At 63.9% G+C, this 21,569-nt stretch carries 19 protein-coding genes and 1 pseudogene; 7 read left to right on the top strand and 13 right to left on the bottom strand.

The window, feature by feature from the left end; all coding sequences use genetic code 11:
- Both ACIPPQ_RS20945 and ACIPPQ_RS20940 read left to right on the top strand, forming a co-directional pair.
- Window positions 1-91 (top strand): annotated as a pseudogene (locus ACIPPQ_RS20945) (integrase catalytic subunit); the annotation flags it as partial.
- 51 nt (window positions 92-142) lie between these two features.
- Entirely contained in the window at window positions 143-343 is a 201-nt protein-coding gene (locus ACIPPQ_RS20940) for a hypothetical protein (protein WP_446545986.1), read from the top strand.
- A gap of 212 nt (window positions 344-555) precedes the next feature.
- Here ACIPPQ_RS20940 and ACIPPQ_RS20935 read toward each other — a convergent pair whose 3' ends face one another.
- Window positions 556-1,170 carry a glutathione S-transferase family protein gene (locus ACIPPQ_RS20935; protein ID WP_446545985.1) on the bottom strand — a complete coding sequence of 205 codons (615 nt, stop codon included), beginning with the start codon at window positions 1,168-1,170 and terminating at the stop codon, window positions 556-558.
- A 20-nt stretch (window positions 1,171-1,190) separates the two neighbouring features.
- A complete protein-coding gene (locus ACIPPQ_RS20930) occupies window positions 1,191-3,566 on the bottom strand; it encodes a TonB-dependent receptor (RefSeq protein ID WP_446545984.1) in 2,376 nt (791 codons plus the stop codon).
- Between the two features lie 127 nt (window positions 3,567-3,693).
- Here ACIPPQ_RS20930 and ACIPPQ_RS20925 point away from each other — a divergent pair, with 127 nt between their 5' ends.
- Window positions 3,694-4,623: a TetR/AcrR family transcriptional regulator gene (locus ACIPPQ_RS20925; protein WP_446545983.1), complete on the top strand. Its 930-nt coding sequence runs from the start codon at window positions 3,694-3,696 to the stop codon at window positions 4,621-4,623.
- On the opposite strand, the gene ACIPPQ_RS20920 is transcribed toward ACIPPQ_RS20925, so the two are convergent.
- The 8 genes from ACIPPQ_RS20920 to ACIPPQ_RS20885 form a co-directional block, all read right to left on the bottom strand.
- On the bottom strand, window positions 4,603-5,247 hold the full coding sequence (locus ACIPPQ_RS20920; RefSeq protein WP_446545982.1) for a TetR/AcrR family transcriptional regulator: 645 nt from the start codon (window positions 5,245-5,247) through the stop codon (window positions 4,603-4,605). The genes ACIPPQ_RS20925 and ACIPPQ_RS20920 overlap by 21 nt on opposite strands.
- Window positions 5,248-5,300: 53 nt before the next feature.
- Window positions 5,301-6,758 (bottom strand): spinster family MFS transporter, encoded by a 1,458-nt coding sequence (locus ACIPPQ_RS20915; protein ID WP_446545981.1) that lies wholly within the window; start codon window positions 6,756-6,758, stop codon window positions 5,301-5,303.
- 355 nt (window positions 6,759-7,113) lie between these two features.
- Window positions 7,114-8,238 carry a hypothetical protein gene (locus tag ACIPPQ_RS20910; RefSeq protein WP_446545980.1) on the bottom strand — a complete coding sequence of 375 codons (1,125 nt, stop codon included), beginning with the start codon at window positions 8,236-8,238 and terminating at the stop codon, window positions 7,114-7,116.
- 105 nt (window positions 8,239-8,343) lie between these two features.
- A complete protein-coding gene (locus tag ACIPPQ_RS20905; RefSeq protein ID WP_446545979.1) occupies window positions 8,344-8,769 on the bottom strand; it encodes a hypothetical protein in 426 nt (141 codons plus the stop codon).
- Window positions 8,770-8,824: 55 nt separating this feature from the next.
- Entirely contained in the window at window positions 8,825-9,349 is a 525-nt protein-coding gene (locus ACIPPQ_RS20900) for a hypothetical protein (protein ID WP_446545978.1), read from the bottom strand.
- 18 nt (window positions 9,350-9,367) lie between these two features.
- Window positions 9,368-10,450 (bottom strand): tetratricopeptide repeat protein, encoded by a 1,083-nt coding sequence (locus tag ACIPPQ_RS20895; RefSeq protein WP_446545977.1) that lies wholly within the window; start codon window positions 10,448-10,450, stop codon window positions 9,368-9,370.
- A gap of 30 nt (window positions 10,451-10,480) precedes the next feature.
- On the bottom strand, window positions 10,481-10,813 hold the full coding sequence (locus ACIPPQ_RS20890) for a hypothetical protein (protein ID WP_446545976.1): 333 nt from the start codon (window positions 10,811-10,813) through the stop codon (window positions 10,481-10,483).
- Between the two features lie 62 nt (window positions 10,814-10,875).
- Complete coding sequence (locus ACIPPQ_RS20885; RefSeq protein WP_446545975.1) at window positions 10,876-11,319, bottom strand: hypothetical protein; 444 nt, start codon at window positions 11,317-11,319, stop codon at window positions 10,876-10,878.
- 44 nt (window positions 11,320-11,363) lie between these two features.
- Between ACIPPQ_RS20885 and ACIPPQ_RS20880 the strand changes: the two genes are divergently transcribed.
- Entirely contained in the window at window positions 11,364-13,214 is a 1,851-nt protein-coding gene (locus ACIPPQ_RS20880; protein ID WP_446545974.1) for an alpha/beta fold hydrolase, read from the top strand.
- Between the two features lie 162 nt (window positions 13,215-13,376).
- Here the strand turns inward: ACIPPQ_RS20880 and ACIPPQ_RS20875 are convergent, their stop codons facing one another.
- A complete protein-coding gene (locus tag ACIPPQ_RS20875) occupies window positions 13,377-14,072 on the bottom strand; it encodes a response regulator transcription factor (RefSeq protein WP_446545973.1) in 696 nt (231 codons plus the stop codon).
- Window positions 14,069-15,514, bottom strand: coding sequence for a sensor histidine kinase (locus ACIPPQ_RS20870; protein WP_446545972.1), 1,446 nt, complete (start codon window positions 15,512-15,514; stop codon window positions 14,069-14,071). Before ACIPPQ_RS20870 ends, ACIPPQ_RS20875 begins: the two co-directional genes overlap by 4 nt.
- A 275-nt stretch (window positions 15,515-15,789) precedes the next feature.
- On the opposite strand from ACIPPQ_RS20870, the gene ACIPPQ_RS20865 reads away from it, so the two are divergent.
- The 3 genes from ACIPPQ_RS20865 to ACIPPQ_RS20855 all read left to right on the top strand — a co-directional run bounded on the left by ACIPPQ_RS20865 (window position 15,790) and on the right by ACIPPQ_RS20855 (window position 20,056).
- Window positions 15,790-18,399, top strand: coding sequence for a YadA family autotransporter adhesin (locus ACIPPQ_RS20865; protein ID WP_446545971.1), 2,610 nt, complete (start codon window positions 15,790-15,792; stop codon window positions 18,397-18,399).
- Window positions 18,400-18,706: 307 nt separating this feature from the next.
- Window positions 18,707-19,216, top strand: a complete 510-nt coding sequence (locus ACIPPQ_RS20860) for a DUF3617 family protein (RefSeq protein WP_446545970.1) — start codon at window positions 18,707-18,709, stop codon at window positions 19,214-19,216.
- A 21-nt stretch (window positions 19,217-19,237) separates the two neighbouring features.
- Window positions 19,238-20,056: an N-acetyltransferase family protein gene (locus tag ACIPPQ_RS20855; RefSeq protein WP_446545969.1), complete on the top strand. Its 819-nt coding sequence runs from the start codon at window positions 19,238-19,240 to the stop codon at window positions 20,054-20,056.
- Window positions 20,057-20,298: 242 nt separating this feature from the next.
- Here the strand turns inward: ACIPPQ_RS20855 and ACIPPQ_RS20850 are convergent, their stop codons facing one another.
- A complete protein-coding gene (locus tag ACIPPQ_RS20850) occupies window positions 20,299-21,567 on the bottom strand; it encodes an NAD(P)/FAD-dependent oxidoreductase (protein ID WP_446545968.1) in 1,269 nt (422 codons plus the stop codon).
- Window positions 21,568-21,569 lie beyond the last annotated feature (2 nt).

The raw sequence follows: 21,569 nt of genomic DNA, 5'->3' as shown, positions 1-21,569 counted from the left end.
GCCGGAGGCCGTTCGATCGCCAGTGTCGCCCTCCGGTTCCGCTTCGCTCCACCTACGGCCAACACTGGCGATCGAGGCGTCAATGCACTAACAATCCCCGCGGACCACTCGGTGGGGGCCAGTCACTGCCGGACTCTGGCACATGGGTCGCCTCGACGACCTTGCCTGGGTTTATGCGAGCGAGAATGCAACCAAGCAGGAAGTCGACCAGAGCAATCCCCCTCGCGATGCCGCCTTTATCGCAAAGCGGGACGCCTGTTCCGATGCCGCGTGTCTGTGTGATCTGCTGATCAGCCACACGAACGATAGCCTCGGCGGAGAATCGCCGTATTCCGCACGTTGAAACCACGGCCCCCGAATGGCTCCGGCGATTTTTCATTGCTGATGATATCCCGGTCCCTCGGCTTGTTCGCATAATCCAGGCTCCATGCCGGCAATGGCCGCGATCTTGCGAACCGCCATTCCAACCGAATCCGGGTGTGGCCGGTAGAAGACGGTCCGGTCAGCGAAACCGGGACATTTCCGAATTCCAGCATCCGGCGCTCGGAAGTATCCTTAGCTAGATGCGCTGGGTCGCGACGATACGCGCGCGTGCCAGTCCGTTACGGCCGACTTGCCAGCCATAGGATCAAGTCCGATCAGCACCGCAAAATCGATCACCGTGAGTGCGGCGATGTCGGCGATCGTAAAACTGTCTCCGGCCAGGAATGAACGGCGGTCCATCAGTTCTGTATCAAGCCACTGCATCGCGCGCGCCAAGACCGCCCGGTTGGATTCACCAAAGACCTTGTGCTGCTCGATCAGCGCTGCCGTCGCCGGATGCGCATGACGCCAGAACATCTTCGTCGGTTCGCCGAGCTGGATATCGATCCGTCGCGTCCACATGTCGATGACGGCCCTTTCCTTCGCGTTGCCGCCGAACAGCGGCGGCTCGGGATGCTGTTCGTCGATATAGCGGCAGATGGCGATTGTTTCACATATCGTCGTGCCATCGTCGAGTTCGAGCACGGGTACTTGGCCCAGTGAGTTGCGGCCAAGATGATCGGCCGACTTATGCTCGCGTTCGGGCAGGCTCAGCATGACTTCGGGCAAGGCAATGCCCTTCTCCGCCGCAAAGATGCGCACGCGGCGCGGGTTCGGCGCCGGCAAGTTCGCGCTGTACAATTTCATGTCATTTGTCCCTTCGAAGATCAGATACGGAAGTCGAGCGAGACGCCGACCGTGCGAACCGAGTCGGGGCTGAGATACTGCAGATATCCGCCGGGATTGAGGGTCGTGACCGGGCTCGGATTTTTCTGCGCCGCCCAATGCTTGTCGAGCAGGTTGATCGCGAACAGCCCGACGCGCCAGCGACCGTCTTCCGCGCCGATGCCGATGTTCATGCCCAAGAGGCCGAAGGCCTTCTGGATCGTCCCGGGATCGCCATTCGCCGAATAGTTGACGTCCGACTGGCCGCTGAAATTGACTTGGAACTGCCCCCGCAGATCGTTGCCGATCGCGCGCTGGTAATCGGCGACCAGATTATAGCTGAACCGCGGTGCGCCCGAGAGCCGATTGCCCGCAGCGTCGAAAAAGCCGTCAATCGAATTGGGATTGGCAGGCGGCGCCACGCACGGCCCTCCCTGCGCCACCTTGGGCTGGCCGAAATAGCATTGCACGCCCTCGAAACGGCCGTAGCGCGCATCGACATAGGCACCGCCGCCGCTGAGGGTCAGTTCCGACGTTGGACGCGCGACGATGCTGAATTCGATGCCCTTGCTCTTCAGCGACCCGGCGTTGGTGATCCGGTTCGCGTAGCTGGCGCTCGAAAGATCGGCGACCTGCGCCTGGAAATCGCGGACCCGCATCCGGAACGCCGTCGCGTTTACGGTCAGCCTGCGGTCGAACAGCGACGCGCGGATACCCAGTTCGATATTGGTCGGGATCTCGGGGGCGACGCGCTGGTCCTGGTTGACGTTGGATACGGTGAGCCCACTGAACCCCGGTCCCTTGTAGCCGCGCGAATAGGTCGCATAGGCCATGACGTCGTCGGTGAGGTCATATTGCGCGCCGATGCGGAACGAGAAATTGGTGTTGTCGACCCGCTGGCGCAGCGACAGCGTGACGGCACCGGGGATGGGCCGTGCGCCTGGAACCGTCCCACGGCTATAGTTCAGCCGCAGATCGTCATAGGTCAGGCGTCCACCGAGGATGAAGTTCAGCCGTTCGGTCGCGTGGACATTGGCCTGCGCATAGCCAGCGATACTCCGCGAATGGACGCGGTTGGTCAGATTGGCGTCGAAGATGGTGCCCGGCGGCGCGGTAGGGACGAGCCGGATTACGTTGCCGTTCGACGCTGGGACGATCCATTCAAGCAACCCCTGCTGGTCGATATAGCCGGTCACCCGCTGGTCGAAATAGAAGAGACCCGCGACATAATCGATCAGCTTGCCGCTGGGCGAGGTCAGGCGCAGTTCTTGGCTGAACTGGTCGAGCTTGTTCGACCCGCCGTTGCGATCGACATAATTGATCGTCGTATTGTCGCCGTCGTAAAAGGATTCGCGCGTCGATCCGCGCCAGGCGGTCAGCGATGTCAGCGCATGATCGCCGATATCGTAATTGACTTCCATCGACACCCCGCCGCGCTGCGCCGAGCCCGACGAGCGGCCCTTGATCGCCACCTCGCGATTGCTGTCGGATGCGACGATACCGTATTGGGCGAGGCTGACCGCAGGCGCATAGCCCGGCGTCACTTTCGTCCACACCATCGAGCAGCAGAAGCGCCCGACCTCCGAATAATCGCCCGACAGAAAGATGCTGAGACCGTCGGCTGGTTCCCACAGGAATTTGAGGCCGCCGCCGTAGTTGAGCTGGCCGTCGACATCCTTCGGCTGGAACGGGCTGCGGTTGGTGACGACGCCGTCGCGTTCCTTGATGAAGCCGAACGCGCGCACCGCCATGGTATCGGAAATGGGCAGGTTGGCGATCAGATTGCCGACATGATGGCCGTTCGATCCGAACTCCGCGCGCCCGACCAGCTCGCTTTCGCCGATTTTCGGCCGCACCGTGGTGAAGGAGATCAGGCCCGCCGAGGCGTTTTTGCCGAACAGCATGCCCTGCGGCCCGCGCAGCACCTCGACCCGTTCGATATCGATCAGCGTCGATATGGTCGACGGATCGCCGAGCACGACGCCATCGACGACTGTCGAGATGCTTTGCTCGATCCCGGCCGAAAAGCTGCTGGTGCCGATGCCGCGGATCAAAAAGCCGGAGTTGCCGGCGCTGGTGCTCTGCTTGTACTTCAGGCTCGGATCGATCAGCGTCAGCTGCTGCGGCGACGTGATGTTGAGCTGCTGCAGCGTGTCGCCGCGAACCGCGGTCACGGCGACGGGAACGCGCTGGACGCTTTCGGCGCGCCGCTGCGCCGTGACGACGATATCCGATCCATATGCAGACGCGCCGGCCCCATCGTCCTGCGCGCTGTCCGCAGGCCGGTCGCCCGCCTGCGTCTGCGCCGCGAGTGCGGTGGGAAAGGCGACGCCCGACAGGCCGACGAGCAAGCAAGCAACGGTTTTGCGTATAGGCATCAGGATATCCTCCCACCCGGATTTGCCGCACTTCTTATTGGTGCGAATTGCATTCATAGATTCTAACTTGAGCAATAGTCAATACGCTAAGGCTTGCTTTTTGGCAGCGGGAGTGTTTGATCATCCGATGGCCCCGACCAGCCCTTCTCTGCGAGGCAGCGATGGCGATGCCGCCGCGCCTCCGACCGTCCTGACGCGCCGCGCGATCTACGATCTTGTCTGGTCACAGCCGATGTCGAACGTCGCGGTGGGGTTGGGCCTGTCGGCCAACGGGCTGGCGAAAATCTGCGACCGCCTGCTCATCCCCTATCCGACCCGCGGCTATTGGGCGAAGGTCTATGCCGGCAAGGACCAGCCGCAGACGCCGCTACCCACGGCGCCCGACGATGTTCCAGCCGAGGCGACGATTACCCGCAATCGCCTGCCCTCGCGCCGGCCGCGCAGCCGGATGTCGCGCGACGAACGCAGTCAGCAGATACTGGACGAGGCGATGCGCATCGCGCGGGCCGAGGGTGTGCACGCGGTTTCGCTGAAACGGATCGCCCGCGATATCGGCATCAGCGAGGCCCAGATCTATAATTATTACAAAAGCCTAGCCGAGGTCCTGGTCGCGATCGCGCGGACCGAGCTCACGGAAATGAACAAGGCGCGCCTTTCCGCCGCCCGCAACTGCACCGACCCCAAGATGCGCTATACGCTGACCACGATCGCCTACCTTCGGCAGGTCAGCCAGCGCGGCGAAATCGTCCAGGAGCTGCTCGCGCTTCCCGACGTTCGCCTTGCCCTGCGCAGCGAGCATGAGGATCGCCGCCGGGTGAACCGTGACGTGCTGGGCAGCGCTTTCGAGGAAGCTTACGGCGTGCCGGCCTGGGCGAGCACGTTCGTCGGCACCCTGTTGACCGCGATGTCGCTACGCGGCGGCCGCCTGCTGGCCCGCGGCAAGGCCGACCTCGAAACCATCGAGCGGCTGATCATGCCAGGCATCGGCGCCGGCATCGACTATATGATCGACGAACATGGCCACCGGGCGGCGGCGTCACAACAGGTCGACGCCTGACGCCAACGCGCCGTCGGCGGACCGGTCGCCCTGCAAGGCCGACAGCGTCGCCTCGACGGTGTCGCCGCACAGCCGCCTCGCCCGCTCGCGCGCCGAACTGCCCTGGAATACCTGCTTTCCCGACTCTTCGGGCAGGGTGATGAGAAGCTGGACAATGATATTGGCCTCGCGCGCCGATATGCCAAAGGCGCCCCGCAATCGGCGCACGAGCGGCAGCAGCAACAGGCCGCTTCGCGCGGTGACATGCGCCGTCTGTCCCTGATTCAGCAACGGGTCGGCCAGCAGGATGTGGAGCAGCGGGCCGCGATCGGCGACTATGTCGAAATACAGGTCCGCGCATGCCCGCGCTGCCGCGACCGGGTCCTCGAGCGCGGCCAGCCGTCCAAGTTCGCGTCGATCGACGCTGGTCAGTTCTTCTTCGACGAGCGCGGTGCCGAGCGCGATTTGGCTGGGGAAATAATTATACACCAGCGCCTTGCTGACCCCCGCCGCGACCGCGAGCTGGTCATAGGACAGCGGCAGTCCGCCCTGCGTCAGGACCCCGCGCGCGGCATGGCCGAGCAAGTCGGTGCGGCGCTCGTCGCGGCTGGAGCGGGGGGAGCGGTGGCGTGGCATGTCCGGCATCGGCCCTCCTATCCTGGTCGCAGGCTTTTCGCAGCTGATCGATGCGGCATAGCCTAGTGCCTGCCCGGAGCAAATGCCTGCCTGCCCTGTTCTGTCTGCGACTGCTGCAGGTCATTCACCAGCGCGACATAGGGGCGATAGGCGATGAGGATGAGAAGCAGCGAAATCGCCGCCATCACCACACAAACCAGCAGGATCGAGAGATGGATCATGTTGGGGTCGCGGAACACATGATCGTTGAGCACCGCGATCAAGGTCGGACCGAGGCCGAGGCCGAGCATGTTCACGACCAGCAGCGAGATCGAAATGGCGGTGCCGCGCATCTGGTTCGGCACCATCTGCTGCAGGATGGCGGGGCTCAGGCCGTTCATGAACGTTGGTAGGAAGATCGATGCCGCCAACGGCAGCAATGCCCAACTCGCGTCGGGAAGCAGCGTATAGCCGACGATGAACGGAATGGTCAGGAGCTTGACGGCGATCGCGATGCGCAGCCGCCCGCCGGGCCCGTGACGGCGGGTCATGACGTCGCCCAGCCATCCCCCCATCAGCACGCCCGCCGTGCCGAAGACCAGCAGCAGCAAGCCGTATGTGTGCCCGATCTCGACCGCTGTCCAGCCATGGCGGCGGATGAACATCGAGGGCACCCACGCCGCGACGCCATATCCCGCCACCGCCGAAAACCCCATGAACAGGTTCACCGATATAAATGCGCGGCGATTCTCGTTGAGGAAGGCAAAAACCTCGCGCAGCGGCGGCGCCTCGGGCTTGCCGGTACCGTCGGGCGCGTCCGACCGGCGAAGCGCTCCCTTTCGCGCCGGTTCGCGGAGCGACAGGGCCAGCAGCGCCACCAGCAGACCGGGAAGCCCGACGATCAGGAAGACCGTCTGCCAGGGCCTGATCTCTCCCACCAGGGGCACATATGCAGGGCCGGCTTCGATGGCCCCGGCGATCACCGTCGCACCGATGACCAGCGCCAGCCCGCCGCCGATGAAAATCCCGATGCTGTAGACGGCGAGCGGCAAGCCGACCTTCTGCGGCGGAAAATGGTCGCCGATCAGCGAATTTGCCGCCGGTGTGAGAACGGCCTCCCCCGCCCCTACGCCCATGCGCAGCATCAGCAGCGCCCCATAGCTGCGCACCAGTCCGCATCCAGCCGTCGCGACGCTCCAGAAGGCGATGCCAGCAGCCACCAGCGTTGTCCGGCGCTGCGTGTCGACCAGGCGCCCGAGCGGCAGGCCGGCGAGAGCATTGCATACCGCAAAGGCGAGCCCCTGCAGAAGGCTGATCTGGGTATCGTTGAGATTGAGGTCGGTCTTCATGGGCTCGACCAGCAGGCTGAGGATCTGTCGGTCGAGGAAAGAAAAAACATAAGCCAACGTCAATACGCCCACCACATACCAGCCATAGGCCGTTGAGGGATATCCCTCATCGGTCGGTGCGAGACCGCGAGGTAGCGCGGCCTCTCTCGCGATAGCCCCTTCGTGCAACGTCGCCACTGGCTTCTCTCCCATATCGCACCTCTTTGTCTTTGGTGTGCTCCACCTATCACTAGTAGTGCGATATTCAATATAAATTCAGCGATCAGACGACAGGCCAACGGTTGACCGAGGAGGAGAATAAAAGAATGTGCTTGGGCCGCGGAAACCCGTAAACAGGGATGTCATCTGGAGCGTCGAAGCTCGACCTGCACAAGGGGCGGGCAATCGCAGCCGGAGATCTCCGTTAGTAAATCCGATCGTGGCCGTCAGCGGCCAGGCGGCTTTAAGGCCCAAATTGCGAGAAACAGACGTTGGGAACGCGGCGCGAATTCCTTGCACGGAGAAGGACTTCAAGTCCGGCGTCTTCAAGTCCGGCTCCGGTAGTCGGCTACAGTCCGGGCACGGCTCCGCCCGCCAGCGCTTCTTGCACGCAGGCCTGCTGGAAAGCGCGCGCGGCGCCCGGATCGGCGCGAGCCAGCGCCGCCACCGCTGACGTCGCCGCGGCGAGTCGTTCCTTGGGCAGACCCTCGGTGCGCATGTCCCACCAATCGCGGACCTGCCAGCTCGGACCCGACACCTGCCCGTCGGCGGCGAGCTGACCGACGAACATCTCGACATGCGCGCGGCACGCCGCCTGGCGCGAGCCACCCTCGCCTGGGGATGACGTCGGGGCCGTCCGCCGGAGACGCTGGGCGCGGTAGCTTGTGAGCAGCGTGCGGCCATCGATCAAGGGCACGCGCTTCACTTGCAGGGCCGGATCGCGCCGGCAGACCATTCTCAGGCTATGGTCTGCGAGGTCGTTGGCGGGCCTTTCGGCCTCGCCCTCGCCGAACGATCGCAGTGTCTTGCCCGCGGCGGAAAAGACCGTGCCGCCGAGCAACTGCGACTTGAGCGTAAGGCAGTCGGCTCGGTACGTCGCCGTCGTGAACGCCCCACTGTCGGCATCATCCTGCGGCAGCACAAAGGCGGTGCCGAAATCGATCGTCGCGTTGCCACGATCGACCCAGCGGAGATCGAAATATTTAGCGCCATTTGGCCCCAGCGTGTCCGGCACGACGTCTGCCCGCCCCGCTTTGGCAATGAGCGCGGCAAGCTCTTCGCCGGCCGCGCCTTCGTCGCCGGCCGTCCCGGCCAACGCAAGCCGATATTGTCCCTGGGCCCCGTCGATCAGCCCGAGCGCCGCATAGGCTCGCGCGAGATCGCGATGCCAGCCGGGCCCTATCGTGAGCATATGATGCCGCGGCGCCACCAGGGTCTCGAGGATGCCCGCGGCCTCCGCCAGGTGGCCCGCGCCGATGGCTTCGGCGGCAAGTCGCGCCGACCCGGCGTCGCGTTCGGTCTGGCTGCCCGCAAGGGGAGGAGGCGCATCGGCTGCCCAGGCCAACGCCGCACTGCCCGCGACGAGAAGCAGCGCGGCGACGGCCATTCGCCGCAGCAGCGCGGATCGCATCGCCGAAACTTTCACGCGCTGTGTCGTTCGACAGCTGCGCCGCGGCATATAGACCCTCGTCATCGAACTCCCAATCCTTACCGCGCGTCCCCCGGGCAATGTGCGGGGCCTTTGGCAAGGATTCTGCCGTGGCCGACGCCTCGGGGGGTGCTGACTGCCTCTGGCCGATTACTTGCGGTACTGCCACTGGTAGGCAGGAATATTGTCTTTGCGAAGGAAGTCCGCAGTCCAGAAATGAAGCATCAGTCCGGGCTTGCCGCCATAGGCTGCAGACTGCACGAAAGCGTGGGTCGGACACGGGAGCATCTGCGAACGCGAAGTGTCGATCAGCTCAAGACATTGACCCACGAACCGCGCCGATTTCGGTCCTGTCCCCTCAGCGCCCGTGAGACGCGCGATGACCGTTCCCGCAGGAGCCGTGATCTTCTTCAGATGGAGGTCCGCCGTGTCATTCTCCACCACCGTGACGACGCCATTTGCCACCGATAACCCGATCTTGTGATCGACGCCGTACCACTCGCCGTCGATCGCCTTGACGGGATCAGCCGGCAAGTCCGGCACCGTCTGGGCGGTAGCAGGCGCTACAGCAAGCATCAGAGCTATAATTATGGTCGCAGTTCGCATCGTTTTCCCTCTCGCGATGATAAAGCTAAAAACCAGTGGTCTTCATCGGATCGCAGCTGTTCCTGAGAAACTGCATCGCCCTGAAAAGCCGTTCCCCCTGCACCTCGTCGGCTGGCCAGAACACGTCGCTAAAACCTTCATTGAGGCGGCGGACTTCGATCATCGTCTTGACCGAAGGGCCGTAATCGGATGCGAGCAGCGCCTCCGACCAACCCGAGCGCGGCCAGAAATAGACTTCGGATTTAACCCAGTCGAGATACGCGGTCTTGCCGTCGGACGTCTTGATATCGGTAACGCAAGGCTCCTTCGGATCATATGTGCTGGCGCCCACGAGTCTCGTCACCGGGACGGCCAGTTGGAGTCGCTGCATCGCGCCCAATTGATCGAAACGGGTCGAGAATCCAGCAGGTAGCTGGTTCTGCGATGCGAACAAGTTCAGGAAGCGAACCGCGTTCTCCTGTGTTTGTTCTTGCCCCAGGGCGACCGGGACGGGCCCCAATGCGGTCAACCAGACTGCGATTGCAGTAAAAATTTTAATCCGAAAGGCCATACCCTATCGATCCTGTTTTCAAAGCGTTTGGCAAATCGCGGAAAGAGCTCGCGCCGTGTCGCCTAGCATAGCCATGCGGTCGCGTTCCTCGGGCGCTTCCAGCTGATCCCGATGCAGCGAAAGCCCAAAGCTGGTACGAACATCTCCGCCGACGGGATCGGTTCCGTTGAGAATTGCGCCCGTCAGATTTAGAAAGCTGTCAGCGGCGGTGGCGACCGAGGTCTCTTGCCAGTTAACGAGAAACACGCCCGTCGTGCCGTTGTGATCGACGACGATGCGGGTCACGCACGGGTCTTCGGGCCGCGCCGACATGGTATGGGCGCCGACGAGCGCATTGCCGAAATTCGAAACGAAGAGCTTTGCCGAGGTCTCGGAAAATTCCTCCTGCAGCCCGAGAGCACGGGCCGCCTGCTGCGCGAAAGCAAAACCGTCATTCGCCGAGGCGCGCACCCAGTCGGCCGCCGCGACGGGATCCGAGCCGGGTATCGAACGATCAAAGAGCAGCGTGCCATAGAGCATCTTGCTCTTCGCATCGCCGCCCTCGGCTCCGATCTTTGCATAAGGCTTCGCCGCAGCGAAATTCTTCGGGGTAATCGCGCCTACGAAAAGAGCCTGTGAATATTCCGAGGCTGCCAGGATCGATCCCGCGTCGGCCGCCTTGCGCAGAAAATCGAGATATCGGCCGTGATCGACGGGGACTCCGGTGCCATAGAAATAGTCGAGAGCGAGCGCGTGGAGGCCAAAGGGAAGACCCGTGTCGGCGGCGCGCTGCGCCCAGCGAAACGCCTGGGATGGATCCTTGGGCACCCCCGCCCCGGTGGCATAGGCACTGGAGATGAGGGCCATCGCATGCGCGTCGCCTCGTTCGGCGGCGGCGAGAAGCTGCGGCGCCGACGCCGGAAGCCCCGCAAGCCGCCTGAGTTCGGGCGCTGGAAGCCGGACCCATTGCGCCTTGGCGATGCCCCAGGCGTCGCTTGTAGCAACAACGGATTGCGCGGCCGCAGGCGCCGCGCCGGGCGGCATTGCTGCCACAAGAGCGCCAACCAGCACCATCGCCGCTGAAGGAATGCGTATTTCCATAATATTGATGTCCCCCGACAATCGATCGAATGATTTTGCAGCGCCCGCCCTTCAGCGCTCGATCGAGATCCGCACCGAAGGCTGCACCTCATTTGCGGCTTTGCCGCGGCATGCAAAGTCGGACGGGAATATATATTCACGTCCGGCGCCGACCGTCGCTCGCTCGCCCAGCGACGATGTCACCCCCGCGCCGACGCCGTCGCGGCGGCAAAGATAAGTCTTGTCGCCGCCGGCACCAATCGAGCAGGCGCGCGCCTCGACCCCCGTATTGACGCATTTCCACGCCACTCTGATTTCGTCGCGGTCCACCTTGACGGCGTAATAGACCGCGACGCCGTCGCTCTCGTCCTGGAAATACCATTTCGAGAAGCCGGTCTGCGCCATGGCGGCCGCCGGATTCACGGCTGCAAGGACAGCCATCAGAAATAAGCAGCGCTTGCCTATATTCATCGTTCAACTCCTCCATGGGCGGAAATCACCGTCCAGCCCGTGATTCGTCCGATTTCAGCCTTGCGCAGGCGGTCGGCGACCGCTTCGCGGTAAGTGTCGAAGGGGCCAAGGCAGTTGAGGATCCCGATGCCGGTGACGCCGCTGCGTTCCAGGTCGCGTTGGAACGCATCACGCGCGCCTCCGGCATCGGGAAACCCGTCGAGCGCCAGACGCGCACGATAGATGCGCGATTGCCGCACGATCATGTCGGGTCCGGCAGGCAGGTCGTTGCACCAGTAGAAGATCACTGTTTCCTCGCCCGCAGCCGCCGCGCCCCCTCCGGCGGTGACTGCGCCCGTCAGCGAAGCCAATACGCCTGCGCCTATCGTCCCGACTTTTCCCATACCCCTCTTCAAGCCGTTATTTTCGGGGCTAATTGCCGTGGGCGGCTGGCTACGCATATCCCCATTTGTAGGGTATCGGCCCTCTCGCTATCGAAAGACCGATGCCACGCAGCGATTCGAATGAGGGGACGGGACCGGCGGATGCCGATTATGCGCTCGATTGGCTGAACGAGCCCGAGCGGCTGCTCGATCGGGCCCGAGCGGAGCCCGACGCGCTCGAAGCCTATTTTCACGGGCTCGACGCTGCGCATGCGTTTACGGCAACCTCGCTGGTCGACACCGAAGCACTACATCTGGCCGTCGCCACACTGCGCACCCGGCAACTTATCGCGTCGACCGGCTTCGACTTTCCGGACATCGCTCGCCACATCGACTGGGACGCGGCGGAAGTCGTCCAAGTGCAGGCGGAGGTTCGGGTCGAGCCGTTCGGAAGCAGACCGATGGGGCTGCCGTCGCTGATCTATGTACACGGCCGGGAAGCAATGACGTGGGATCTGCCCGATGTCATCGCGAACGCACTTACGGACAAATCCGAAGACCGAGCTCTTGTCATCGCCACGCCGGCGACGCCCGAACGGCCGTTGCGGCGCGCCTGCATGGCGTTCGCGATGACGGGCCTCGAGACGCGCGTGACCGAAGCGACGCTGAAAGCAGGCAGTATCCGTGACGGCGCGCTTGCTGCGCGCGTAAGTTATGCGACTGCGCGCGAGGCCATGTCATCCGCGCTCGCCAAGGTCGGCGCCCGGCGGTTGCCCGGTTTGCTGCACAGCCTTTCGCTCCTCGCCTTCGGCATTTTTCAGACAGGCGAAGAGGCGCCGGCGATACTCGTCGATCGCTGGGGACTGAAGCCGCGACAGGCGCAGATCGCGATGCTGCTCGCGCAGGGGCTTACCCGCGCTGAAACCGCCCGCGCCATGGAAATTTCCGAAGCCACGGTGAAAAAGCAGGCCGACATCCTCTTCCAGATCCTGGGCGTGTCGGGCGCGGCCGAGATGGTCCGCTTGATCAGCGTCGCAACTGTCATGCAGGCGCTGACGTCCGCAAGCCACGGGCGCATCAGCTGGATCGACGGCAGTTCCGAACCGCTCCGCTTCGTCCATGCCGCGGGCGGGCGGCGAATTGCGATCTCCGAATATGGATCTCCCAAGGGCCGCGCCGTTGTCATCCTCCACAGCAGCATGACGACGCGGCACCCGCCCCGGCAGCTGGTCGCACAGCTCTTGAGCGAAGACTATCGGGTGATCACCATTGATCGCCCCGGCTTCGGTTTGACCGATCCGAGCGGAGCTGAAATCGGAACAGTCGATCGGGACATTTTTGCCGACGCTGCGCACGACATGGCGCTCGTGCTCGACAAGCTGCGGATAGACCGGACCGACATCATCGGACGCGGCGGCGCACAGGCCGCGGTCGCGTTCGCGGGAGTTTATCCAGACCGCTGCGGAAAGGTCGTCCTCGTCAATCCCGACCCCATATCTTCGCGCGACGAGCGCCGGTGGGGCGTGCTCGGTTCGTTCAAGGAAGCCTATCAGCGCCGCCCCGGGCTGATCCTTCCCGCCGCCCGGCTTATCGCGCGGGCGATGACGCGCGACTATCTCGGGAAGGTCCTGCTCAAATCGATGCGCGGCAGCCCGCCTGACGAGTCCCTGCTGGCCGATGATGATGTCGTTGACGATTATTACCGCGCCGTCCGAATGTTCGCCACCGGGCGGCTCGAGGGCTATGTAAGCGAACAGCTTTATTTTGCCCGCGGCAACACATTCGAATATCCCGTCGACGGCTCCGGCTGGTCGATTCTCATCGGCGGGCACGATACCCTTTCCGATCCCGCCAACGCCCTCGCCTACTGGCGTGACCTGCTACCCCAAGGCGAGTTTGAAATACTACCAGACCATGGACGGCTATTTGCATATGCGGATCCAGCTCTGATTGTCTCGCGCCTCAGGAGTTGATCGGAACGCAAATGGCCGGAAGCGGAACGGCAGATCTTGGAGCAAAAGTCGCCGAAATCGGACATCGGTTGCTTTGGCAAGCTCGCGGCGGGAACGGTCCGAGATCGGGCAGATAGCGATTTGACGCAATGCGGCGGCAGACATGCGCACGACGGCCAGCACTCACCCCAGGATAATATCCGCGGTGAACGTATAACCGACGCCGTAGACGACCTTGATCGCGGACGGGGCATTCGTGGTCCGCTCGAACTTGCGGCGCAATCGGCTAACGACCGCGTCGAGATGACGATTGTCGAAATGTCCCCCGGGGCGGGCAAGCGCGGCCACGATATCGTCGCGCGCGCAAACGTCTCCCTGACGTTCGCACAACAGGTTCAGGAACGCGAATTCGGTCGCCGTCAGCTTCAGCACCTGCCCGTCTGGCGTGATCATTGCCCAATTGGCGGTATCCAGGATCCAGCGCCCCTTGCCGCTCTCCGCGATCGTCCGCCGATTTCCGGTGCGCCGCAGCAGGCTGCGGATGGCGGCTTCGATCTCCCGCAATGTGCTGTGCTTGACGAGATAGATGTCGGCACCGCTGTCGAAACCGCGGACGCGATCGGCGCTGTCGCCGAAGGCGGTCAACATGATGATGCCGCAATCGTGGCTTTGGCGGATTTCCATCGCCAGGTCGAAACCGTTTCCGTCGGGCAATCCCACGTCGAGGATGACGACTGCGGGTCGAGGGCCATCCGCGAGCGCCGCGCGCATGTCGCGCGCCGCGGCGACACCCGTGACATCAAAACCGCGCAACGCCAGAAAGTCGCCAAGATCCTGGCGCAGGCGGGGTTCATCCTCGACGATCAGAATGTGAGTCACGCCGTCACGCTCCCATAGAGAGGTCGGTCCCGGCGTTCGACCCGCAGCGGAATCCGGACGACGGCCACGGTGCCGCGTTCGTTGTCGAACTCGAAATCGACCGCTGCACCGTGATAAGTCAGGAGCCGGCGGGCGGAATAGATTCCCAAGCCAGTGCCCGCGATCGTCATACTGTTGGAAGCTCGAAAGAAACGACGCCCGACTTTGTCGCGCTGCCCTTCGGGAATGCCCATCCCTCGATCGCGCACCTCGATCACGAGGCGGGCGCGCTCCTCCCGGACGGCAATGCGGACCGGGAAATGGTCCGGCGAATATTTCAGGGCATTGTCCACAAGGTTGATCAGGACCGTAACCATCATTTCAAGATCGGCGAGGAAGATGGTCTCCGGTTCGGCCACGACCTCCAGGCGATGGCTACATCCCATCAGCGCAAAATGCTTCTGCACTTCCCCGAGAACGATGCCGATCGGGATTGGCTCGGGCCGATAGGTATGTTCGCGGTCGTTGGCCATGAATCGATCGATCAGGGCGAACAGGCGATCGAGTGCTTCGTCTATCCCCACGAGCCGTTCCCGGGTCGCTTCGGGCGATCTGTCGCCGACCAGGCCGATCATTTCTGCTGAATTGCGAATGATGGCGAGCGGCGTGCGGAACTCATGGCTGACGATCCGCATAAGATCGATCTGTTCTTCGCGTAACGCGCGCTCGGTCGCGAGGCTCACGCTCAGATCCTTCTCGAGCCGCCGCCGTTCCTGCACTTCACGAGAAAGGCTCGCGTTCCTTTCGCGCAAGTCTGCGGACAACCGTGCGCTCACCATGAAGAGCAGGCATGCAAAGAGAGCGATCAGGAACAGGGTGCCCTGCAACAGATACCAGGCATTGCGGTCAGCGAGGACCGGTGCGCTTTGAAAATCGGCGGTCAAGCCGATCTCGAGGACGCTCTGGACGATGCTCGCCAGCATATATTGAGCAAGTACGGCGATCGTGGCCCAACGCAGGGCTACCGGCTGCACGCGGTCGCGCGCGAGACCGAGGCACATCATCGACATGATGATCACAGTGAATATGGTCGAGGCATGAATGCGCGCTGCAATATTGCCCGGATCCACGGCGACGAGTGCGCTCCAGACTGCGGTATGGGCGATCAGCAATGAAATGCCGATCCAGCTATAGCGAGGCTGGCCGAGAAAGCGTGCGAGCCCTTCGGCCAACAGGACGAGCCCGATCTTGATGACCGTGTTGGGGATGACGATCGCACCCTCCGCCGGATCGCCGCCGCGCACGAGCATCAGCGATATTCCCGCTGCTATCGCGACGAAACCCGCGGCGAGAAACTGGAGTTCGTAAAGGTGCCGCCACGCGCGCCAGACAAAAATCCAGACCAGCGCCTGAAGACATGCCGTTGCCAGTGTGACGATCAGAATCGTCTCTAGATCAAGCATGTCGTTCGCGCGCCCATGAAAGCGCCATCCGATATTTCCGGTCGCAACTCAATGCTTTGCGTTGGATTAACCTTGGCATTCCGTACCAGCGTCGGCAGAATCGGTCAGAATTGATCGGAATTGATCGGTAGAAATGCCGGCCTTTGCTCCACTAATCTGGCCCGCAACATGACCCGGCGCGGGCGTATCAGAGAGGCCGCATCCGCAGCATTCGCGCGGACACCATGCCCTCTGGGCCGGATGGCGGCATGTGATCATGAATCAGGGGAAAAATCATGCGTCCACTGCGCGTAAAACTGCTTGCCGCCGCCACCCCGCTCGCCATCGCGGCCATGCTGACGCTGCCCACGACGGCACGCGCCGACCCGACGCCCGAGTGCAATGTCGGCACCGGCGCGAACAGCACCGAATGCGGCGAGAACAGCGACGCCAGCGGTCTCAACAGCACCGCCGTCGGCCGGGACAGCACCGCGAGCAGCACCGCCACCACCGCGATCGGGCATGGCAGCACCGCCAGCGGCTTTGCCGCCACCGCCACCGGCAGGGGCAGCGAGGCCAGCGGCATCCGCAGCACAGCGACGGGCGCGAACAGCATCGCAAGCAGCGATTTCAGTACCGCAACCGGTGCGAACAGCGTCGCAAGCGGCTATTATACAACGGCCACCGGTACCGACAGCGTCGCGTCAGGCGACGGCAGCACAGTGACGGGCGTAGCCAGCTTGGCGTCGGGCCTGCACGGCACGGCGATGGGATTCCAGGCCGAGGCCGGCGGAACGTCGACGAACGGCTTTACCAATTCCGGCACGACCGCGCTGGGCGCCCTCGCGCAGGCGGGCACGGGCGCCGCCGGCCAAAACAACGCGACCGCCGTGGGAGCGAACGCCAAGGCCAATGCCATCGACGCGTCGGCTTTCGGCCAGGACGCGGGGGCCTCGGGCGACTATAGCACCGCGATCGGCACAATCAGCCGCGCCACAGGCACCCGCAGCACAGCCGTCGGACAGAACAGCATCGCCAATAGCGCGAACAGCACCGCGCTCGGCCAGTTCAGCGTTGCCGGCGGCGCAAACAGCACCGCAATCGGCCAAAGCGGCAGAGCCGATGGCGCGAGCAGCACCGCCGTCGGCCACGACAGCATTGTCTTCAACGACTATGGCACTGCGACTGGCGCCAGGAGTCTGACAGCGGGCGAATCGAGTACGGCTATCGGCCATTCCGCCCAGGCCGGCGGCTTGTGGACCGGCCAATATTATTCCAATGCCCGCTCGACAGCGATCGGCGCCAATGCGGAGGCGGGCGGGACCGCGGCCGGACAGACCGACGCGACCGCGGTGGGCGAAAACGCCAAGGCCCACGCCCTCGGCGCTTCCGCCTTTGGTCAGGGCGCCAGCGCCACCGGCGACGGCGCGGTCGCGCTGGGACAGGGATCGGTGGCGGATCAGGCGAACACGGTCTCGGTCGGCGCGGTGGGCGCCGAGCGCAGCATCGTCAACGTCGCCGACGGCACCGTCGCGGCCGGATCCACCGACGCCGTAACGGGCGGGCAGCTTCATACGACCAACCAGGCGGTCGCGGCGGCGCAGGCGACGGCGGACACCGCGCTTGCCGGCGCGACGGCCGCGCAAGCGACAGCAACCACCGCACTGAACAATGCTGCGGCCGCCCAAGGCACGGCCGACACGGCACTGGCCAACGCGGCGACGGCGCAAAACACCGCCAATACGGCGCTGGCCAACGCCGCGACCGCGCAGGCGACCGCAGAAGGCGCCGCAAGCGAGGCGGCCATTGCGCGCACCGAGGCAGCGACCGCACAAACCCGTGCGGACGCGGCTCACGACCTCGCCAATGAGGCCATCGCGAGCGGCGCGGTAACGCGCCAAACGGCGGAGCTGGCGCTCACCAATGCGAACAATGCCCAATCCGCCGCCGATGCCGCCGCCGTGAAAGCCACGGAGGCGGAGACGGTCGCCGTTGCCGCGCAGACCAATGCCAACCTCGCCCGCTCGATTGCCGAAAGCGCCTCGGCCAACGCCCAGATCGCCAAGGCGAGCGCCGACGAAGCGCTGGCACGTACCGATTATATGGCGATCAACGGCAGCGGCGCCCGGCCGACCGCGACCGGCGCGAATGCGATTGCGATGGGCTCGGGCGCGAACGCCAGCGGCCGTGACGCGGTCGCGATCGGCACCGGCGCCCGGGCGACCGACGGCGCGGCCGTGGCGATCGGGCTCGGCAATGTTGCCTCGGGTGATGGAGCGGTTGCGATCGGCGACCCCAATCTCGCGACGGGGCGCGGTGCGGTGGCGATCGGCGCAGACAATCGCGCGACCGGGCTTGCCGCCGTGGCCATCGGCGCCGACAGCGTCGCCGAGGGGCAGTCGGCAATCGCTCTGGGCAGCAATGCCCGGGCGACGGCAGCGGGAGCGGTTGCGATCGGCGAGAATGCGGTTGCGAACCGGGCGGGTCAGGTATCGCTCGGATCGACGGCCTCGACCTATACGCTCGCGGGCATCGGCTCCGCCGCGAGCCGCGCGGCGCAGTCCGGTCCGGTGAGCTACGTGACATCGGACGCAGCGGGCAATCTCGCGCTCGCCGATTTCGGTCCGGGCGATCTGGCAAAGATCCGCTTCGACCTCGACCGCGTCCGGCGCGACGCGCGCTCGGGCACCGCCGCAGCAATGGCGATGGGCCATGCACCGATGCCATCGGAGCCGGGGCGGACCAGCTACTCGCTCAACGGCTCGACGTTCCGCGAAGCGCAGGCGATCGGCGGCGCGATTGCGCACCGGCTGGATACCGAAAACCCCTTCGCCCTCACCGCGGGCTTCGCTTATGCGGGACACGGCAACAATGCCGTCCGCGTTGGCGTGGCGGGAGAATTCTAGAGCATTGGCAGTCGCGGACCGAGCGGTTGCGCCTGAGATCTATCTGTGGAGGTCATCCGGGCCGGAGCCTTGACGCGCTCTGGCCGATTGCGGCCAGTCCATTCTTGGAAGCAGACAATAAGAATGCGGACGTTGTTGCCTCCGCGATCGAACCGGCTGCTGGCCGATTGCTCCGATAGATAGTCTTCTAACTTTGGACGTGCATCCCATTGCAATCATGATACATGCGCGCTCGCAATCGCTTGGGCGCGAAGTGATTGCGACCTGGCAGGGGCCCAAGAACAACAATCGAAGGATTATCGAAGCTATGAAGAAGTTTCTGACGGTCGCCGCGATCAGCGCGGCGCTGGCACTGGGCGGCTGCGGCAAGAGCGAAGACCAGGCGGCAACGCCGGCCGGGACGGTGAAGCGCGAAGCCGGCAACTGGAAGACCGACGTCAAGCTGGTCAAGTTCGAGATGCCAGGCGTACCCGACAATGTGAAGGATCAGATGTCGAAGCAACTCGCAGCCGCCAGCGGCACCGAACAGTGCCTCACGCAGGAACAGGCTGAGAAGGAAGACGTCGCCGGCGCACTGTCGAAGGGCTATGGCGAAGCCTGCACCTGGAGCAAGAACCAGATCGGCGACGGCAAGATCGACGTCGCAGGCACATGCACACAGGGCGCGCAGAAAGTCGAACTCGCACTCGCGGGAACCCTCGGCGCCAAGAAGACCGATGTTCTCGTGACGTCGAAGGGCAAGTCGCCGATGGGTGGCGGTGACATGGAAATGCAGATGCAGGTTACCAGCAGCAATGTCGGTCCCTGCAAGGGCTGAACGGCGCGCAAAAGCGAGCGGATGAAGGGGCGCGGTTCATACCGCGTCCCTTTTCAACGTCCAGACGAGCCGCATATCCGCTATCGAAAAGCCGTTCAGACGCTTGCCACTCATGGCCGGTTTCGGACTGGCAGCTTCCAAGAGGTAAACCTGGAGAAGCAGACGTTCGATACCGATGGAACGAGGCTAACAGCTCGCGACCGTTCGCGGACGTTCGTTGCCACCACCCAAGTGCCCGAAAACAGATATTCGATTGTTGACCGACAGGCACGCGTGCGGTTCACTACGGGTATGCTCAAAGGTGAAATCACGATCCGGCATGCCACTTTGACCGACGCCGGGGAAATCGCTGCAATCCACTGCGCGAGTTGGCGAGATGCATATGCAAATGTGCTAGACCCCGGGTTCTTGTCGGGGCCAATTGAAGATGATCGACGCGCCATATGGTCGGAACGATTGGAGAGGCCTGATCCAAAAAGGCTGATCCTTATTGGAGAAGGCAGCGATACTGTTCCAGTGGGCTTTGGATGTGCATATCGCGATCTTGATCCAGTCTGGGGTAGCTGGATTGACAATTTGCATGTCCGCCCCGGCCTTCGTGGTAGTGGCATTGGGCGGCACATTATAAGGGCTGTTGCCCGCCGCATTGAGGCGGACGCTGCAACCCGCGGCCTGCACCTCTGGGTGTTCGAAGCCAACGAGGCGGCTTTACGATTTTATCTTCGATTGGGTGGTGAGGTCGTTGAACGCGACACATCACAAATACCAGCAGCGAGGGAAGCGACAATCCTGCGCATCTTTTGGCGGGATATCGCAGTGCTGAGCGGGCGACACTGTTGAGAAGTTGCGGCCACTTTCCAAAGTGGCTGGCTAAAAACTGCCCGAGTACTCCCCATGCCGTTTCTGCCATATTGGCGGTCGGCCGTCCCTCCAACCGTCGCAACCGCAGGCCTTGGCCGACAGCGGACCGTCCGCTCGAGAGCCTGGAATATGCGGAACGGACATTGGCGAGCATTCGTCACAAGTTGCGCAAAGGAACGATGCGGCCGCCTCGCGTGACGAAGGCCAACACGCGATTTGGCTCAAGCAAATCGCCGAATAAGCGGCATGACTCTTCGCGCCAGTGCGGGAATGAAACGGGCCAATCGGGACCGACGCGGAGATTCCAGCATGAACCGGGGCGGCATGTCGGGCCGCCGAAGCGCGAGCCGGGCAAGATCCTCGCCGAGCAACATGCCGGCGCACAGCCCATAGCCGTTGCACCCTTGGCCCGCGAAAAGGTGCGGCCCGAGTTCGAGCAGTTGCGGCAGCTTGTCGTGCGTCATCAGGATATGACCACGATCCAGCGTCTCCCATTGCGGCGACGCGGCATCGGGAAAGGCGCGCATGAATTTTTCGGTATAGATGGCCACCGCATCGGACAGCGACGGTTGGCCCGGCCCAGGCAGTACCGTCGCGACAATCCGTCCGTCGGCCGTAAATGTCCCGCCGAATACCGAGACATCATCGAGATCGGCAAAGGTCGGCGCGCCCGGCAGGGCTTGCCGCTGCGCCTCGGTTAGCGGCGCCGAGCCAATCAACAGGCAATCGATACGCCACGCGATACGATCTAGTCCCCATCCGGTGCCGGCGCCGCCATGCACGGCCGAAATCACCGTCGTGGCGTCGATTCGTCCCGCACCGCTCTCTACCGCCCAGCGCCCATTCGCCTGGCCCCGGATGCCGGAAACCGGGCTCTGCTCAAAAATGCGGACGCCCTGATCTTCGCAAACCCCGGCGAGACCTCGAACATAAGCGCGCGGGTTCAGCGTTCCGCCCGAGGCGAACAGTAACCCCTCGACATAGCGCGGGCTTTGCACATGGTCGGGAAGCGCCTTGCCGAGCAGGGTGACATCGGCTCCTACCCGTCGCCATTGGTCGGCGAGATCTGCGAACGACGCGCCGGTGTCCGGCTTGGCTGCCAAGGCCAGATAGCCGCCGCCGACCGCGCCGCAATCGAAGGGCATCACTCGTGCCCGCTCGATCAGCGCTGCGCCCGCGCCGGCTAGCGCGGCGTTTAGCATCGCGCCCCGCTCCGCGCCGAGCGACGCCTCGACGCCGCGCGGCGTCTGCGCGCCCCAGACCGGCGCGACCCCCGCCGCATTGGCCCCCGACGCGCCGGAGCCCACGACATCGGCCTCAACCAGCATGACAGAGAGGCCGTGGCGGCTCGCGACGTCCGCGGCGGTCAGTCCGATCAGTCCTCCGCCGATGATCGCAACGTCGCATCGCGCATCGCCTTGCAACGGTGCGCGCGCGTCCTCCTCACGCGCCCCCCACACCGCAGGCGGCGCTGCCACGTCGTCGCTCATCG

Source organism: Sphingopyxis sp. LARHCG72 (assembly GCF_052871675.1).
The sequence above is the reverse complement of the archived record's forward strand: the minus strand, read 5'-3'. Positions and strand labels throughout refer to the sequence as shown.

Coding starts and splice junctions, on each gene's coding strand:
- ACIPPQ_RS20940 (WP_446545986.1), top strand. CDS start 143: ATGGGTCGCCTCGACGACCTTGCCTGGGTTTATGCGAGCGAGAATGCA.
- ACIPPQ_RS20935 (WP_446545985.1), bottom strand. CDS start 1,170: ATGAAATTGTACAGCGCGAACTTGCCGGCGCCGAACCCGCGCCGCGTG.
- ACIPPQ_RS20930 (WP_446545984.1), bottom strand. CDS start 3,566: ATGCCTATACGCAAAACCGTTGCTTGCTTGCTCGTCGGCCTGTCGGGC.
- ACIPPQ_RS20925 (WP_446545983.1), top strand. CDS start 3,694: ATGGCCCCGACCAGCCCTTCTCTGCGAGGCAGCGATGGCGATGCCGCC.
- ACIPPQ_RS20920 (WP_446545982.1), bottom strand. CDS start 5,247: ATGCCGGACATGCCACGCCACCGCTCCCCCCGCTCCAGCCGCGACGAG.
- ACIPPQ_RS20915 (WP_446545981.1), bottom strand. CDS start 6,758: ATGGGAGAGAAGCCAGTGGCGACGTTGCACGAAGGGGCTATCGCGAGA.
- ACIPPQ_RS20910 (WP_446545980.1), bottom strand. CDS start 8,238: ATGACGAGGGTCTATATGCCGCGGCGCAGCTGTCGAACGACACAGCGC.
- ACIPPQ_RS20905 (WP_446545979.1), bottom strand. CDS start 8,769: ATGCTTGCTGTAGCGCCTGCTACCGCCCAGACGGTGCCGGACTTGCCG.
- ACIPPQ_RS20900 (WP_446545978.1), bottom strand. CDS start 9,349: ATGGCCTTTCGGATTAAAATTTTTACTGCAATCGCAGTCTGGTTGACC.
- ACIPPQ_RS20890 (WP_446545976.1), bottom strand. CDS start 10,813: ATGGCGCAGACCGGCTTCTCGAAATGGTATTTCCAGGACGAGAGCGAC.
- ACIPPQ_RS20885 (WP_446545975.1), bottom strand. CDS start 11,319: ATGCGTAGCCAGCCGCCCACGGCAATTAGCCCCGAAAATAACGGCTTG.
- ACIPPQ_RS20880 (WP_446545974.1), top strand. CDS start 11,364: ATGCCACGCAGCGATTCGAATGAGGGGACGGGACCGGCGGATGCCGAT.
- ACIPPQ_RS20870 (WP_446545972.1), bottom strand. CDS start 15,514: ATGCTTGATCTAGAGACGATTCTGATCGTCACACTGGCAACGGCATGT.
- ACIPPQ_RS20865 (WP_446545971.1), top strand. CDS start 15,790: ATGCGTCCACTGCGCGTAAAACTGCTTGCCGCCGCCACCCCGCTCGCC.
- ACIPPQ_RS20860 (WP_446545970.1), top strand. CDS start 18,707: ATGAAGAAGTTTCTGACGGTCGCCGCGATCAGCGCGGCGCTGGCACTG.
- ACIPPQ_RS20855 (WP_446545969.1), top strand. CDS start 19,238: ATGAAGGGGCGCGGTTCATACCGCGTCCCTTTTCAACGTCCAGACGAG.
- ACIPPQ_RS20850 (WP_446545968.1), bottom strand. CDS start 21,567: ATGAGCGACGACGTGGCAGCGCCGCCTGCGGTGTGGGGGGCGCGTGAG.